13 protein-coding genes and 1 pseudogene are annotated in these 15,187 nt (G+C 74.6%); 13 read left to right on the top strand and 1 reads right to left on the bottom strand.

Going from position 1 to position 15,187, the window contains the following annotated elements; all coding sequences use genetic code 11:
- The first annotated feature begins 14 nt into the window (after positions 1–14).
- From ACZ4SV_RS25970 to ACZ4SV_RS25935, 8 genes are all read left to right on the top strand, one after another.
- Positions 15–2,489: an ATP-binding SpoIIE family protein phosphatase gene (locus tag ACZ4SV_RS25970; protein WP_468006807.1), complete on the top strand. Its 2,475-nt coding sequence runs from the start codon at positions 15–17 to the stop codon at positions 2,487–2,489.
- A 74-nt stretch (positions 2,490–2,563) separates the two neighbouring features.
- Positions 2,564–3,286: a methyltransferase domain-containing protein gene (locus tag ACZ4SV_RS25965; RefSeq protein ID WP_468006805.1), complete on the top strand. Its 723-nt coding sequence runs from the start codon at positions 2,564–2,566 to the stop codon at positions 3,284–3,286.
- 71 nt (positions 3,287–3,357) lie between these two features.
- A complete protein-coding gene (locus ACZ4SV_RS25960) occupies positions 3,358–4,191 on the top strand; it encodes a M55 family metallopeptidase (protein WP_468006803.1) in 834 nt (277 codons plus the stop codon).
- Positions 4,184–5,500 (top strand): M20/M25/M40 family metallo-hydrolase, encoded by a 1,317-nt coding sequence (locus ACZ4SV_RS25955; RefSeq protein ID WP_468006801.1) that lies wholly within the window; start codon positions 4,184–4,186, stop codon positions 5,498–5,500. Before ACZ4SV_RS25960 ends, ACZ4SV_RS25955 begins: the two co-directional genes overlap by 8 nt.
- 14 nt (positions 5,501–5,514) lie before the next feature.
- Positions 5,515–7,470 (top strand): LpqB family beta-propeller domain-containing protein, encoded by a 1,956-nt coding sequence (locus tag ACZ4SV_RS25950; RefSeq protein ID WP_468006799.1) that lies wholly within the window; start codon positions 5,515–5,517, stop codon positions 7,468–7,470.
- Positions 7,467–8,390 (top strand): S66 peptidase family protein, encoded by a 924-nt coding sequence (locus tag ACZ4SV_RS25945; protein WP_468006797.1) that lies wholly within the window; start codon positions 7,467–7,469, stop codon positions 8,388–8,390. Before ACZ4SV_RS25950 ends, ACZ4SV_RS25945 begins: the two co-directional genes overlap by 4 nt.
- A 17-nt stretch (positions 8,391–8,407) precedes the next feature.
- Positions 8,408–8,953 carry a GNAT family N-acetyltransferase gene (locus tag ACZ4SV_RS25940; protein ID WP_365874524.1) on the top strand — a complete coding sequence of 182 codons (546 nt, stop codon included), beginning with the start codon at positions 8,408–8,410 and terminating at the stop codon, positions 8,951–8,953.
- 61 nt (positions 8,954–9,014) lie between these two features.
- Positions 9,015–9,443, top strand: coding sequence for a phage holin family protein (locus ACZ4SV_RS25935; RefSeq protein WP_468006795.1), 429 nt, complete (start codon positions 9,015–9,017; stop codon positions 9,441–9,443).
- Positions 9,444–9,587: 144 nt separating this feature from the next.
- On the opposite strand, the gene ACZ4SV_RS25930 is transcribed toward ACZ4SV_RS25935, so the two are convergent.
- The gene (locus ACZ4SV_RS25930) at positions 9,588–10,544 is read right to left on the bottom strand and encodes an LLM class F420-dependent oxidoreductase (protein WP_468006793.1); all 957 of its coding nucleotides are present in this window, start codon (positions 10,542–10,544) and stop codon (positions 9,588–9,590) included.
- A 562-nt stretch (positions 10,545–11,106) separates the two neighbouring features.
- Between ACZ4SV_RS25930 and ACZ4SV_RS25925 the strand changes: the two genes are divergently transcribed.
- The 5 genes and pseudogenes from ACZ4SV_RS25925 to ACZ4SV_RS25905 all read left to right on the top strand — a co-directional run bounded on the left by ACZ4SV_RS25925 (position 11,107) and on the right by ACZ4SV_RS25905 (position 15,173).
- The gene (locus ACZ4SV_RS25925; RefSeq protein ID WP_468006791.1) at positions 11,107–12,954 is read left to right on the top strand and encodes a transketolase; all 1,848 of its coding nucleotides are present in this window, start codon (positions 11,107–11,109) and stop codon (positions 12,952–12,954) included.
- Between the two features lie 95 nt (positions 12,955–13,049).
- Positions 13,050–13,487: pseudogene (ligD, locus tag ACZ4SV_RS25920) on the top strand (non-homologous end-joining DNA ligase LigD); the annotation flags it as partial.
- Between the two features lie 44 nt (positions 13,488–13,531).
- A complete protein-coding gene (locus tag ACZ4SV_RS25915) occupies positions 13,532–13,918 on the top strand; it encodes a gas vesicle protein GvpO (RefSeq protein WP_365941596.1) in 387 nt (128 codons plus the stop codon).
- A 65-nt stretch (positions 13,919–13,983) separates the two neighbouring features.
- Complete coding sequence (locus tag ACZ4SV_RS25910; RefSeq protein ID WP_365878868.1) at positions 13,984–14,406, top strand: gas vesicle structural protein GvpA; 423 nt, start codon at positions 13,984–13,986, stop codon at positions 14,404–14,406.
- Positions 14,403–15,173, top strand: coding sequence for a GvpL/GvpF family gas vesicle protein (locus tag ACZ4SV_RS25905; RefSeq protein ID WP_468006788.1), 771 nt, complete (start codon positions 14,403–14,405; stop codon positions 15,171–15,173). The genes ACZ4SV_RS25910 and ACZ4SV_RS25905 overlap by 4 nt, the downstream gene beginning before the upstream one ends.
- Positions 15,174–15,187 lie beyond the last annotated feature (14 nt).

Genomic DNA, 15,187 nt, shown 5'->3' with positions numbered 1-15,187 from the left:
AAAGGGCCTGGGCCATGGACCGTGGCAGCGAGCGGGACGCACCCGCCGGACGCGGCGTCGGTGACACCGCGGCGGGCCGGATTCCGCTGGCCGTGGTCGTCGTCGACCGCGCCGGTCTGGTGTCCCACTGGAGCAGCGGCGCGGGGCGCCTGTTCGGCGTGGACAGGAAGGACGCCGTCGGACGGCCGGCGGCGGACCTGCTGCCCGTCTCCGGCGCCTTCCCCGAGGACCTGCACGACCCGGGGGAACGGCCCGCGCCCGACGCCTTCGACGCCTACGAAGGGCCCGGCCCCGACCTGGAGTCCTCGCTCGGCGGCCACGGCTACCCCACGGCGGGCCGCGCCCGGCTCCGCCCGCCTGGGCCGGGCCCCGGCGGCGAGCGGATCGACGCGCTGTGGTGGGCCTACCCGCTGGTCGGCCCCGGCCCCTCCCGGCTGCTCGTCCTCGCCGCCGACGCCACCCGGCTGCGCGCCGAACGGGGCTACGACGACGAGACCGCCGAGCGCATCTCGCCCGGCTTCGCCCGCCACACCGAACTGCCCGCCTCCGACGAACTGGCCCGGCGCCTGCCCGACATCCTGCCCAACATGGGCCCGGGACTGAGCGCCCGCATCGTCGCGCAGGTTCTCGAACTCGGCTATCCGGTCCTGGAGTTCAGCCAGTTCGAGCGGGTGCCGGTGACACCGGACTGGGGCGTGCCCCGCCGTCCGGGCCGCGCCCACGCCGGAACCGGCCCGGTCTCCGTCACCGCGCCGCACCGGACCGTGGCCGCCCTGGTCCCGGCCGGCGCCGAACAGGACCTGGAGTACGCCGCCGTCCGCGAGCGGCTGGAGTTCCTCAACGAGGTCAGCTCCGGCATCGGCTCCTCCCTGGACCTCGGCGAGACCATCCGCGAGGTCACCAGCGCCGCCGTGCCCCGGTTCGCGGACTTCGCCGGCACCCATCTGCGGGCCGCGGTGCTGGCCGGCGAGGGCTTCCCGGACGGCCCGCCGGACGCCCACACCGTCATGCACCGCGTGTGGGTCGAGCACAACGACGAACCGGGCCGCTGGGACGACACCGTGCCGGTCGGCGAGGCCTTCGCCTTCCCCGAACACACCCCGTTCTACCGGTGCATGGTCACCGGCGAACCCGTCCTCATCCCGCGGGTCACCGAGGACCTGGGCGACCGCATCGCCGGCGAGTTCGAGAAACGCGACCTGCGGCCGCTCATCAACGGCCGCTCCCTGCTGATCGTCCCGCTCAAGGCGCGCAACGTCGTCCTCGGGTTCATGGTGCTGATGCGCCGCCCCGACCGGCCGCAGTTCGACGACATGGACCGCACCACCGGTGCCGAACTCGCCGCCCGCGCGGGCCTCGTGCTCGACAACGCCCGCATGTACACCTACCAGGAGAACGTCGCCGACACCCTCCAGGACAGCATGCTGCCGCAGGTCACCCCGCGGCTGGCCGGCTGTGACATCGCCACCCGCTATCTGCCCGGCGCCCAGCTCGGCCGGATCGGCGGCGACTGGTTCGACACCATCAAACTGCCCGGTTCGCGCATCGCGCTCGTGGTCGGCGACGTGATGGGCCACGGCCTGAACTCGGCCGCCATGATGGGCCAGTTGCGCACCGCCGTACAGACCATGGCCGCCATGGAGACCCCGCCCGCCCAGTTGCTGCGCAACCTGGACGACCTGGCCCGCAGGCTCGGCGACAACTACCTCGCCACCTGCCTGTACGCGGTGTACGACCCGATCCGCGGCGAACTCACCCTGGCCAACGCCGGTCACATCCCGCCCGTGCTGGTCCGCGCCGAGGACGGTGACAGCGAACTCCTCCGGCTGCCCACCGGCGCCCCGATCGGGGTCGGCGGCGTCCCGTTCGAGACGATCCGGGTCAAGGTCCGGCCCGGCGACCGGCTGGTGCTGTGCACGGACGGCCTGGTCGAGGTGCGCGGCTCCGACATCGGCGAGGGCCTGGCCGCGCTCTGCGAGTCCGCCGCCCACCCCGCGGCCTCGATGGACGACGCCTGCGACACCATCATCCGCGCGCTGAACACCCGCGGCGGACGCAAGGACGACGTGGCCCTGCTCATGGCGCGGCTGAACGGCATCCCCGACGACGACGTCGCCGAATGGCGGCTCGACGCCGACCCGCGCGAGGCGTCCCGGGCCCGCCGCCTGGTGCGCGGACAACTGCGCAACTGGGGCCTGCCCCAGCTCGTGGAGACGGCCGAACTGCTGGTCAGCGAGGTCGTCACCAACGCCGTACGGCACGCCGGGAGCGACCGGATCGGCCTGCGGATCGTGCGCAGCGACGCGCTGCTGTTCGAGGTCACCGACGACGAGCCCGCCCTGCCCGCCATGCTGCACGCGGGTCCCGAGGACGAGTCGGGACGCGGCCTGCGGGTGGTCAGCCGGCTGGCCCGGGAGTGGGGAGCCAGCGCCACCGGGCGCCGCAAGACCGTCTGGTTCGAGCAGACCGTCCCCGACGCGGGAAGGTGAGGGCCGCCCGGCCCTTGCCCCTGCACCGCTCCGCGCGATATCCCGAGCACGGAACCGAACCGTGGGGAGATCGCATGAACATCTCGGACACCTACCGCAACGCGTGGGAGAGTTACTGGCGCGAGACCTCCGACGCCCGGGGCGAGGCGATATGGGACTCCGATCCCGCCCTGAGCGCCGCACCGCACACCGAACTGCTCCTGTCGCACGCCGACCCGGACCGCACCATCGTCGACCTAGGCTGCGGCAACGGCACCCAGACCCGGTATCTGGCCACCCGGTTCGCCCGCGCGGTCGGCGTCGACCTCTCGCACGCGGCCGTCGAACACGCCCGCCGCGCCGCGGACGGCGGGACGGCCGTCGAGTTCCAGCAGCTCGACCTCACCGACACCGCCGCCGTACACGCCCTGCACCAGCGGCTCGGCGACGCCCACGTCTACATGCGGGCCGTCATCCACCAGAGCGAACCGGCCGCGCGGCCCGCGGTGGCCGCCGCCGTCGCCGGGATCCTCGGCGCCCGGGGCCGCGCCTTCGTGGTGGAGCTGACCTCCGCCTCCCGGGAGGTGCTGGCCCGCGCGGCGGCCGGACCGGACGGCCCGCCGCCCAAACTGCGCCGCGTCTTCCACCACGGACTCAAGCCCGCCGACGCGCCCGACGACGAGATCCCGCGCCTGCTCACCGGGGCCGGCCTCACCGTGCTGGCCGAGGGCGACACGGCCGTGCCGCAGACCGAGCACCTCCCGGACGGCACCCGTATCGACCTGCCGGCCCGCTGGTTCGTCCTCGCCCGGGCCTGACCGGGACCCGGCACCGCTTCCCGCCGCGGGGTCGTGGCCAGTGGGCCGGCCGGCGCGTAACGTGACACGGCATGAAGATCCTCATCAGTGCCGACATGGAGGGGGCCACGGGCGTCACCTGGCCCGCCGACGTGCTGCCGGGGACGCCGCAGTGGGAGCGGTGCCGGTCGATGTTCACCTCGGACGTGAACGCCGCCGCGGAGGGCTTCTTCGACGGCGGCGCCGACCGGGTGCTCGTCAACGAGGCCCACTGGACCATGCGCAACCTGCTGCTGGAGCGGCTCGACGAGCGGGTGGAGATGCTCACCGGCCGGCACAAGGCGCTGTCGATGGTGGAGGGCGTCCAGCACGGTGACGTCGACGGCATGGCGTTCGTCGGCTACCACGCGGGCGCCGGCATGGAGGGTGTCCTCGCCCACACCTATCTCGCCAACCAGATCACCGGGGTGTGGCTGAACGGCGTCCGCGCCAGCGAGGGCCTGCTGAACGCGCACGTCGTCGCCGAGTACGGCGTTCCCGTCGTCCTCGTCACCGGTGACGACGTGGCCTGCGAGGACGCCCTCGGCTACGCGCCCGGGGCGCCGAAGGTCGCCGTCAAGGACCATGTCTCCCGGTACGCGGCCGTGTGCCGGACCCCGGCCCGCACGGCGGCCGACATCCGCGCGGCGGCCAAGGCCGGCGCCGGGCTGGCGGTCCGTCAGGAACCGGTGAGCGCGGGGCCGTTCACGATCACCGTGGAGTTCGACGCCGAGCACCTCGCGTCGGCCGTCACCGTCGTTCCCGGCGTGGCGCGCACCGGTGAGCGCAAGGCGGCGTACACCAGCGCCACCATGTACGAGGGCATCAGGACGTTCAAGGCGGTCACCACGATCGCCTCCGCCGCCGTGGAGGAGCAGTATGGCTGACCCGCGAGCCGATCAGCTGGCCCTGGAGGAGGTCGTGGAGTTCACCTCCGGGCTGATCCGCCTCGACACCACCAACCGGGGCGGCGGCGACTGCCGGGAGCGGCCCGCCGCCGAGTACGCGGCCGAACGGCTGGCCGGCGCGGGCCTGGACCCGCTGCTGCTGGAGCGCACCCCGGGCCGCACCAACGTGGTGGCCCGGATCGAGGGCACCGACCCGTCCGCCGACGCGCTGCTGGTCCACGGCCACCTGGACGTCGTACCCGCCGAGGCCGCCGACTGGCGGGTGCACCCGTTCTCCGGGGAGGTCGTGGACGGGGTGGTGTGGGGGCGGGGCGCCGTCGACATGAAGAACATGGACGCGATGATCCTCGCGGTGGTCCGGTCCTGGGCCCGGCGGGGCGTGCGGCCCCGCCGGGACCTCGTCATCGCCTTCACCGCCGACGAGGAGGCCAGCGCCGAGGACGGTTCCGGGTTCCTCGCCGGCCGGCACCCGGAACTCTTCGAGGGCTGCACGGAGGGCATCGGCGAGTCGGGCGCCTTCACCTTCCACGACGGCTCCGGGCGCGAGATCTACCCGATCGCCGCGGGCGAGCGGGGCACCGCCTGGCTGAAGCTCACCGCGCACGGCCGGGCCGGACACGGCTCCCGGGTGAACCGGGAGAACGCGGTGACCCGGCTGGCCGCCGCCGTCACCCGCGTCGGCGAGCACGCCTGGCCGCCGCGGCTCACCCCGACCGTGCGCGCCGCCCTGGACGCGCTCGCCGCGCTGTACGGCATCGACACCGGCCGCACCGATGTGGACCGGCTGCTGGAGAAGCTGGGACCGGCCGCCGCGCTGGTCGAGCCGACCCTCCGCAACAGCGCCAACCCGACCATGCTGGACGCCGGTTACAAGGTCAACGTCATCCCGGGCGAGGCGGTCGCCTATGTGGACGGACGCTATCTGCCGGGCACCGAGGAGGAGTTCGCCGCCACCCTGGACCGGCTGACCGGCCCGGACGTGCGCTGGGAGTTCGCCCACCGGGAAACCGCCCTCCAGGCACCCGTGGACACACCGCTGTTCGCGAAGATGCGGTCCGCGGTCGAGGTGTTCGCACCCGGCGGGCACGTGGTGCCGTACTGCATGCCGGGCGGCACCGACGCCAAACAGTTCTCCCGGCTCGGCATCACCGGCTATGGTTTCGCCCCGCTGAAGCTGCCCGCCGGTCTCGACTACCAGGCGCTGTTCCACGGGGTGGACGAGCGCGTGCCCGTCGAGGCGCTGCACTTCGGCGTCCGTGTCCTCGACCGCTTCCTGCGGTCGGCCTAGACGAGGGGGAGCAGATGGCCGAGGCACCGTACGGATCGTGGCCGTCGCCCGTCGACGCCGCGCTTGCCGCCGCCCACGACGGCCGCCCGGACTGGGTGGACTTCGTCGGCGACGAGATCTGGTGGACCGAGCCCCGGCCCGCCGAGGGCGGCCGGCGCACCCTGGTCCGGCGGCGGGGCGACGGGACCGAGGAACCGGTGCTGCCCGCGCCCTGGAACGTGCGCAGCCGGGTCATCGAGTACGGCGGCCGGCCCTGGACCGGGACCGTGCGCGAGGGCCGTCCGCTGATCGTCTTCACGCACTTCGCCGACCAGCGGCTGTACCGGTTCGAGCCCGGCGGCGAACCGGTCCCGCTCACCCCGCTCTCCCCGGTGGGCGGCGGGCTGCGCTGGGCCGAGCCCCGCGTCGACCTCGCCCGCGGCGAAGTGTGGTGCGTGCTGGAGGAGTTCACCGGGGACGGCCCCGACGACGTGCGCCGGGTCCTGGCCGCCGTACCGCTGGACGGCTCGGCCGCCGCCGACCGTGCCGCCGTCCGGCACCTCACCGCGCCCCGGCACCGGTTCGTCACCGGCGCCCGGCTCTCTCCCGACGGCCGGCGGGCCGCCTGGCTGGGCTGGGACCATCCGCGGATGCCGTGGGACGGCACGGAGCTGCTGGTCGCCGAGGTCGGCGCGGACGGCCGGCTGACGGACGCCCGCACGGTCGCCGGCGGACCCCGGGAGGCCGTCGCCCAGGCGGAGTGGGCGCCGGACGGCGCCCTGCTGTACGCGAGCGACCGCGACGGCTGGTGGAACCTCTACCGCGACGGCACCCCGCTGTGCCCCCGGCAGGAGGAGTTCGCCGGACCCCTGTGGCAGCTCGGGCTGCGCTGGTTCGCGCCGCTGGACCACGGCCTGCTCGCCGTCGTGCACGGCCGCGGACCGACCGCGCTCGGCATACTCGACACGGAGACCGGCGAGATCGCGGACGCCGCCGGACCGTGGACCGAATGGGCCCCGACCCTCACCACCCACGGCCAGCGCGTCGTCGCGGTCGGTGCGAGCCCGCGCACCGGCTACGAGGTGGTCGAGCTGGACACCGCCACCGGCCGCGCCCGCGTGACCGGCGCCCGCCACCGCGACCCCGTCGACCCGGCCTACTACCCGCGGCCGAAGGTGCGCACCTTCGCCGGTCCCGGCGGCCGCGAGGTGCACGCCCACGTCCACCCGCCGCACCACCCGGAACGGACCGCGCCCGAGGGCGAACTGCCGCCGTACGTGATCTGGGCGCACGGCGGTCCCACCAGCCGGACACCGCTCGTCCTGGACCTGGCCATCGCCTACTTCACCTCGCGGGGCATCGGGGTCGCCGAGGTGAACTACGGCGGCTCCACCGGCTACGGCCGGGCCTACCGCGAGCGGCTGCGCGAGCAGTGGGGCGTGGTCGACGTCGAGGACTGCGCGGCCGTCGCCCGCGGCCTCGCCGAGGAGGGCACCGCCGATCCCGCCCGGCTGGCGATCCGGGGCGGCAGCGCCGGCGGCTGGACCGCCGCGGCCTCCCTGACCACGACCGACGTCTACGCCTGCGGCACCATCGTCTACCCGGTGCTCGACCTCGCCACCTGGGGCCCCGGCGAGACCCACGACTTCGAGTCCCGCTACCTGGAGTCGCTGATCGGCCCGCTCGCCGAGGTCCCCGAGCGGTACGCCGAACGCTCTCCGGCCACCCACGCCGGCCGGCTGCGCGTGCCCTTCCTGCTGCTCCAGGGCCTTCAGGACGTCATCTGCCCGCCCGCCCAGTGCGAACGCTTCCTCGCCCGGATCGCCGGCCGGGGGGTGCCGCACGCCTACCTCACCTTCGCCGGCGAGGGGCACGGGTTCCGGCGGGCCGAGACCATGGTGACCGCCCTGGAAGCCGAACTGTCCCTGTACGCCCAGGTGTTCGGGCTGGACCCGACACCGCCGGCAGCGAAGCTGGAGCTGGCCCCGTGAAGGAACTGACACGACCGCGCCGGCTGGCCCCCGGCGCCCGGGTCGCCGTCGTCGCCCCCAGCGGGCCCGTGCCCGAGGAGCGGCTGCAGGCCGGCCTCGACGTGCTGCGCGGCTGGGACCTCGAACCGGTGGCCGGCGCCCATGTCCTGGACCGCCACCCGGAGTTCGGCTACCTGGCCGGCACGGACGCGGACCGCGCCGCCGACTTCCAGCGCGCCTGGTGCGACCCTTCCGTGGACGCGGTGCTGTGCGCCCGCGGCGGCTACGGCGCACAGCGCATGATCGACCTGCTCGACTGGGACGCGCTGCGGGCGGCCGGACCCAAGGTCTTCGTCGGGTTCAGCGACCTCACCGTGCTGCACGAGGCGATCGCCGTCCGGCTGGGACTGGCCACGCTGTACGGGCCGATGGCGGCCGGCGCCGACTTCCTGAAGAACGCGCGGGCCCAGGAGCACCTGCGGGCCACGCTGTTCGCGCCCGAGACGGTCCGCACCCTCGCCTGGGACGGCGCCGCGCTCGTGCCCGGCCGGGCCCGCGGCGTGACCCTCGGCGGCTGCCCCAGCCTGCTCGCGACCGGTCTCGGCACCCCGCACTCCCGGTCCTCCGCGCGCGGCGGGCTGCTCTGCCTGGAGGACGTGGGGGAGGAGACGTACCGGCTGGACCGGTATCTCACCCAACTCCTGCGCTCCGGCTGGCTGGACGGGGTGCGCGGGGTGCTGCTGGGCTCGTGGGAGGAGTGCGCGGACCCGGCGGAACTGCGGCCCCTGCTGGCCGACCGGCTCGGCGGACTCGGGGTCCCGGTGGTGGAGGACGTGGGCTTCGGCCACTGTGCCGGGGCACTGACGGTCCCGTTCGGGGTCGCGGCGGAGCTGGACGCGGACACGGGCACGCTGGCCCTCGCCGAGCCGGCGCTGCGCTGACGCCGTAGGCTGGCCGGATGCCGCACCCTCCGTCCCGTCACCTCGCCGCAGGTCCCCGGGTCGCCATCCGCCCCTTCACCCTGGAGGACGGCCCCGAGTTCACCGCGCGGGCCCGGGAGAGCAAGGACCTGCACCGGCCGTGGCTGTTCCCGCCGGACAGCGACGAGGCGTACGCCGGCTACGCGGGCCGGCTGATCGCGGATCCGTCCCGCGCCGGGTTCCTGGTCTGCGAGCGGGACGGCGGGGGCATCGCCGGCTTCATCAACATCAACAACATCGTGCGCGGCGGCTTCCAGTGCGGCGCCCTCGGCTACGGCGCCTTCGCGCACGCGGCCGGGCGGGGCCTGATGCGCGAGGCCCTGGAGCTGGTCACCGGGTACGCGTTCGGGCCGCTGGGGCTGCACCGGCTGGAGATCAACGTCCAGCCCGGCAACGCCGCCTCCATCGCCCTCGCCCGGGGCGCCGGCTTCCGCCTGGAGGGCTTCTCGCCAGCCATGCTCTACGTCGACGGTGCCTGGCGCGATCACGAACGCTGGGCCCTCACCGCCGAGATGCGCGGCTGACCCGCCGCGCCGTGCGGCCCCCGGGCGTTACCGGGTGTGAGGGGCGGGTACCCGCGAGGACATGGACCGCTTCGATCACCTGGAACATCTGGACAAGCACCTTGTCGAAGAACTGGCACAGGTGGCACGGGAGACGGTACGCGACGAACTGCGCGAGCAGTCCCGCAAGCAGCGCCGCACCGCCATGCTCTACGCCGCGTCGGGTGCCGCCGCGCTGTACGCGGGCGGCGCGGTGGCCCTCGCGGTGGGCCTGGCCCTGGCGGCCGGGCTGCCCGGCTGGGCTGCGGCGCTGATCACCGGCGCGCTGCTGGGCGCGGTGGCCTGCTTCCTGCGCGGCGCCGCCCACTCCGGACACGCGCCGCACGAGCCGCACGCCCCGCACCGCGTGGTCGGGGGCACCTCTCCCGGGGCTCCGCCGTCGGGGCTGGGCATGCCGTACCCGCCGATGCCGGACAGCCCGCCGGACGACACCCCGCATCACCGGGCCTGACGGGCACCCACCGGGCCTGACACAAGCACCCACCGGGTCTCACGGGCCCCCAAGGCCGGGACACCACCGGCCCGGTCCGGACGGCGGGGCGGCGGGGGCGACCGGCTCCCGCCGCCCCGCCGTCCCGTCCGCGGGGCCGCCCGCTCAGCCGGCCAGCCGCGGCAGCACCTTCGTCCGGTAGAAGTCGAAGAACCCGCGCTGGTCCGGCCCGATCTGGTTCACGTACACCCGGTCGAACCCGGCGTCGGCGAACGCCCGCAGCGCGCCGACGTGCTGGTCGGCGTCGTCCCCGCAGACGACCTTGTCCCGGACCATGTCCTCGGTGACCAGCTCGTGCAACTGCTCGAAGTGCCGGGGCGAGGGCAGCACCTGGCCCATCTCGCCGGGCAGCAGCTCGTTGTACCAGAGCCGGTGCACCGTACGGACGCACGCGTCCCGGTCGGCGCCGTAGCAGACCTTCGTGCCGCCGCTGACCGGTTTGGCCCCGCCACCGCCCTCGCGGAACCGGGTGACCATCTCCTCCTCCGGCATCATCGTGATGTAGCCGTCGCCGGCGCGGGCGGCCAGCGCGGTCGCCTTCGGGCCGAAGCCGGAGATGTCGATCGGGACGGGCTCGTCCGGGACGGTGTAGAGGCGGGCGTTCTCCACCGTGTAGTACGTGCCGTGGTGGCTGACCTCCTCGCCCGTGAACAGCCGGCGCATCACGTGGATGGACTCCTCCAGCATCTCCAGCCGCACGGGCAGCGGAGGCCAGCGGTCGCCGAGGATGTGTTCGTTCAGCGCCTCGCCGGTGCCGACGCCGAGCCGGAAGCGGCCGTTTGTCATCACCGCGCTGGTCGCCGCGGCCTGGGCCACGACCGCCGGGTGCGTGCGCACGGTCGGACAGGTCACGGCCGTCTCGATGGGCAGCGACACCGCCTGTGACAGCGCCCCGATCACCGACCACACGAACGGGCTCTGGCCCTGCGCGTCGTTCCACGGGTGATAGTGGTCGGAGATCCACAGCGCCTGGAAACCGGCCTGCTCGGCCATCCGGGCCTGCTCGACCAGGGCCGCGGGATCGTGTTCCTCGGCCGCCAGGAAGTAGCCGTACTCGGGCATGGGCGAAACCTCCGCGTGGGGGTGGGGCCGGCGCGGGACGCCGGCGGCGCGGGCCGGTGGTGTGCAGCCGGTGAGGTGAGGCCGGGGTGTGATCCGGACCGGGCCCGGGTAACCGGGCGCGCCCGCGCGAAACGCCGGGGCGAAGGCACCGGCGCGCGCGGGCGCCTGCCGTACGGGTGACCGGCCCGGAGTTTGGGTGCCCCGGCCCCGGTTACGCGGAAGACCTCGGACGAGCCGCACCGCCGGAGGCGCACCGTGAGCCGACCTCGCGTCGTGACCGCCGGCGCCGACGCCGGCCTCGTGCCGCCCGGCCCGGCCGGCCGCCGCCCGTCCCCGCCGCCCCGGGCCGCCGCGGGTGCCCCGGAGACCCGCCGGGTGGCCGCGCCGCCGCCGGGCACACCGCCCGGCCGTACCGCAGCGCACGACCGCGCCGAAGCGAGCGGCCGTACCGGAACCAGCGGCCGCATCAGAACCAGTGGCTGCACCGAGACCAGCAGCCGTACCGGAACCGCGGCCGTACCGACCCGGACGGCCCCGCCGCGCAAGGAGACCGAGGAGACACATGAACACCGATGAACTCGCCGAACTGGGACAGCAGTTGCGCGTGGACAGCATCCGGGCGTCCGCCGCCGCCGGATCCGGGCACCCCACGTCCTCGATGTCCGCCGCCGACCTGCTGGCCGTCCTGCTCGCGAACCACCTGCGCTACGACTTCGAACGCCCCGACCACCTCGCCAACGACCGTTTCATCCTGTCCAAGGGACACGCCTCCCCGCTGCTGTACGCCGCGTACAAGGCGGCCGGCGCCATCGAGGACGGCGAGCTGGTCACCTTCCGCAAGCTGGGCAGCCGCCTGGAGGGCCACCCGACGCCCCGCCGGCTGCCCTGGGTGGAGACGGCCACCGGCTCGCTCGGCCAGGGCCTGCCGGTCGGTGTCGGCATCGCCCTCGCCGGCCAGCGGCTGGACCGCACCGGCTACCGGGTGTGGGTGGTGTGCGGCGACAGCGAGCTGGCGGAGGGCTCGGTGTGGGAGGCCGCCGAACACGCCGGCTACGAGCACCTGGACAACCTGATCGTCGTCGTGGACGTCAACCGGCTCGGCCAGCGCGGCCCCACCCGGCACGGCCACGACCTGGACGCCTACGCCCGCCGCTTCCAGGCCTTCGACTGGCACACCATCGAGATCGACGGCCATGACGTCGACGCGATCGACCGGGCCTACGGGGAGGCGCTGTCCACCACCGGGCAGCCCACCGCGATCCTCGCCCGCACCCTCAAGGGCAAGGGCGTGGCCGCCGTCGAGGACCGCGAGGGACTGCACGGCAAGCCGCTGCCCGAGGCCGAGGACGCCATCGCCGAACTCGGCGGCTCGCGCGACCTGCGGATCCGGGTGAGCGAGCCGCAGGCCGCCGTCGCGCCGCGCTCGCTCACCCGCGAGGCCGTCCGGCTGCCGCGCTACGACCTCGGGGAGGAGGTCGCGACGCGGGACGCCTTCGGCAAGGCGCTGGCCGCGCTCGGCACCGCGCGCGGCGACGTCGTCGCCCTCGACGGCGAGGTCGGCGACTCCACCCGCACCGAGGACTTCGCCAAGGAGCACCCCGACCGGTTCTTCGAGTGCTACATCGCCGAGCAGCAGCTCGTCGCCACGTCCGTCGGCATGGCCGCGCGCGGCTGGCTGCCGTACGCCTCCACGTTCGCCGCGTTCCTCACCCGCGCCCACGACTTCGTGCGCATGGCGGCCATCAGCGGCTCCGGGATCAACCTGGTCGGCTCGCACGCCGGGGTCGCGATCGGGCAGGACGGGCCCTCGCAGATGGGCCTGGAGGACCTGGCGATGTTCCGGTCCGTGTACGGCTCGACGGTGCTGTACCCGTGCGACGCCCACCAGACCGCCCGGCTGGTCGAGGCCATGGCCGGCCTGGACGGCATCCGCTACCTGCGCACCTCCCGCGGCAAGACCCCGGTGATCTACGGCCCGGACGAGGAGTTCCCGGTCGGCGGCAGCAAGACGCTGCGCTCCGCCGAGGACGACCGGCTGACGGTCGTCGCGGCCGGCATCACCGTGCCCGAGGCGCTGGCGGCGGCCGACCGGCTCGCCGAGGACGGCATCCGGGTGCGCGTGATCGACGCGTACTCGGTCAAGCCCGTCGACGCCGGGACCCTGCGCCGGGCCGCCGAGGAGACCGGCTGTCTGCTCACCGTCGAGGACCACCACCCGGAGGGCGGCCTCGGGGACGCCGTCGCGGAGGCGTTCGCCGACGGCCGGCCGGTGCCCCGCCTGGTCCGGCTGGCGGTGCGCACCATGCCCGGCTCCGCCGCGCCCGACGAGCAGCTACACGCGGCCGGCATCGACGCCGTCGGCATCGCCGCGGCGGCCCGTCTGCTGGTGGAGGAGGCGGTCGTGCGATGAGCCACGGCGACGCCCGGACCGTCCGGGCGGGCCGCCGCACCGTGCGGATCCAGCGGCCGGGGAAGGTGCTCTTCCCCGGCCGCGCGGGCGTGGCCGAGCTGGGCCTGCCCGCCGCGCCCATGACCACCGGCTCGCGCGGCCTGCACCTCGTCGTCCCGCTGGACGGCCGCCGGACCTTCGAGGAGGTGCGCGGCTTCGCCCACGACGTCGCCGGGCTGGCCGCCGCCCGGCACCCGGACCTGCTCACCACCGCGGCCCGCAAGGAGGACCGCGCGGGCCGCCTGTACCTCGACGTCCAGCGCAACGGCTACGCCCAGACCGCCGTCGTCCCCTACAGCGTCCGCGCCCGCCCGGGCGCCCCGGTCGCCATGCCCCTAGCCTGGAAGCAAGTGGACGATCCCGCGCTCGACGCCCGCCGGTGGACTCTCGCCGACGCCGCCGCACAGGCCCGCACCCGGCCGTGGGCCGGCCTGCCACGGCGGGGCCGTTCCCTCGGCCCGGCCCGGCGCCGGCTCGATGACATGCGCTCCTGAGGTTTGGCCAAGGGAGGAGCGGCCACACGCAGGGAGAGGTGGCCATGTCGAACACAAACAGCACACCGAAAACACAGAGTTCACACGAAAGCCAAGCATCGGATTCCGGTGCACACGACAAGCACGACACGCACGACGACGAACGGAAGACAGCGGGCGGCCGCCGGCCGGCGCTCATGGAGGTGCTGCGCCAGGCGCGCGCCCAGCTCACGGAACTCACCGGGCTCGTCCCCGAGACCGTCTCCTCCTTCGAGCAGACCGAGGACGGCTGGTCACTCGAGGTCGAGGTGCTGGAACTCGCCCGGGTGCCCGACACCATGAGCCTGATGGCGAGCTACCAGGTGGAGCTGGACCCCGAGGGCCAGCTCACCGGATACCGGCGCGTCCGCCGCTACGAACGCGGCCGGGCCGACGCGCGCGGCGGCCGCTGAGCCGCCGGCCGCGCCCCGGCCGCGCAGTCCGTGCACCCTACTAGGCACGAGGAGGAATCGCCGGCATGAGTGTTGTCCCGGCACAGCAGTCCGGAGGCGGAGGCGGCAGCAGCGGCCTCTACGACGTGCTCGAGCTGGTCCTCGACCGAGGACTGGTCATCGACGCGTTCGTCCGCGTCTCCCTGGTCGGTATCGAAATCCTGAAGATCGATGTCCGCGTCGTCGTGGCCAGCGTCGACACCTACCTGCGCTTCGCCGAGGCGTGCAACCGCCTCGACCTGGAGTCGGGTCCGAACAAGAGCCCCGGCCTGCCCGAGATCGTCGGCGAGGTCACCGAGTCCGGTGCCCGCGGCAAGTCCAAGGGAGCGCTGTCCGGCGCCGCCCAGACCATATCCGACGCCTTCACCCAGGCCCGTCAGGAAGGGGAGAGCGAGTCCCGGCCGCGTGCCCGCAAGGCCCCGGCGCGCCGTAAGGAGGAGCAGGAGTGAGCACCTACGTCTACGGGATCACCGCCCGGTCGCACCCGGCGCTGCCCGAGGGCACGACCGGCGTGGGCCAGCCGGCCCGGACCGTCCGCGTTGTCACGGCCGGCGACCTCGCCGCCGTGGTCAGCGACGCTCCCGAGGACCTGCGCCCCAAGCGCAGGGACCTGCTCGCGCACCAGAACGTGCTCGCCGAGGCCGGCGCCGGCGGCTGTGTGCTGCCGATGCGGTTCGGCAGCGTCGCCCCCGACGACGACGCCGTCGTCCAGGTGCTCACCGAGCGGGCGGACCACTACGCGGAGCGGCTGCGCGAGCTGGACGGCAAGGTCGAGTACAACGTCAAGGCCACGCATGTCGAGGATGCCGTGCTGCATCTGGTGATGGCCGAGAACGCCCAGGCGCGGAGCCTCGCCGAGGCCAACCGCCGCTCCGGCGGGGGCAGCTACGACGACAAGATCCGCCTCGGCGAGATGGTCGCCGCCCTCGTCAAGGCCAAGGAGGCCGAGGACGCCGACGAGGTGCGGGGCCTGCTGGCTCCGGCCGCCGCCGCGGTCAGCGTGGGCCCCGAGTCCACCGGCTGGCTGCTGAACGTGTCGTACCTGGTGCCCCGGGACACCGCCGGGGCCTTCCTGGACACCGTCGACGAGCTCCGCGCCGGCCGCCCCCACCTCGAACTGCGGGTCCACGGGCCGCTGCCGCCGTACAGCTTCGTCGAACCCGGTCCGGCCGAGCCCGCGGGCACCGCGGCCGGCGCGGACACCGGCGCGCAGTAGCGCTCGCCGGCCCG

The organism is Streptomyces sp. NPDC027672 (assembly GCF_055566335.1).
This window is presented reverse-complemented; position numbering and strand designations above follow the sequence as displayed.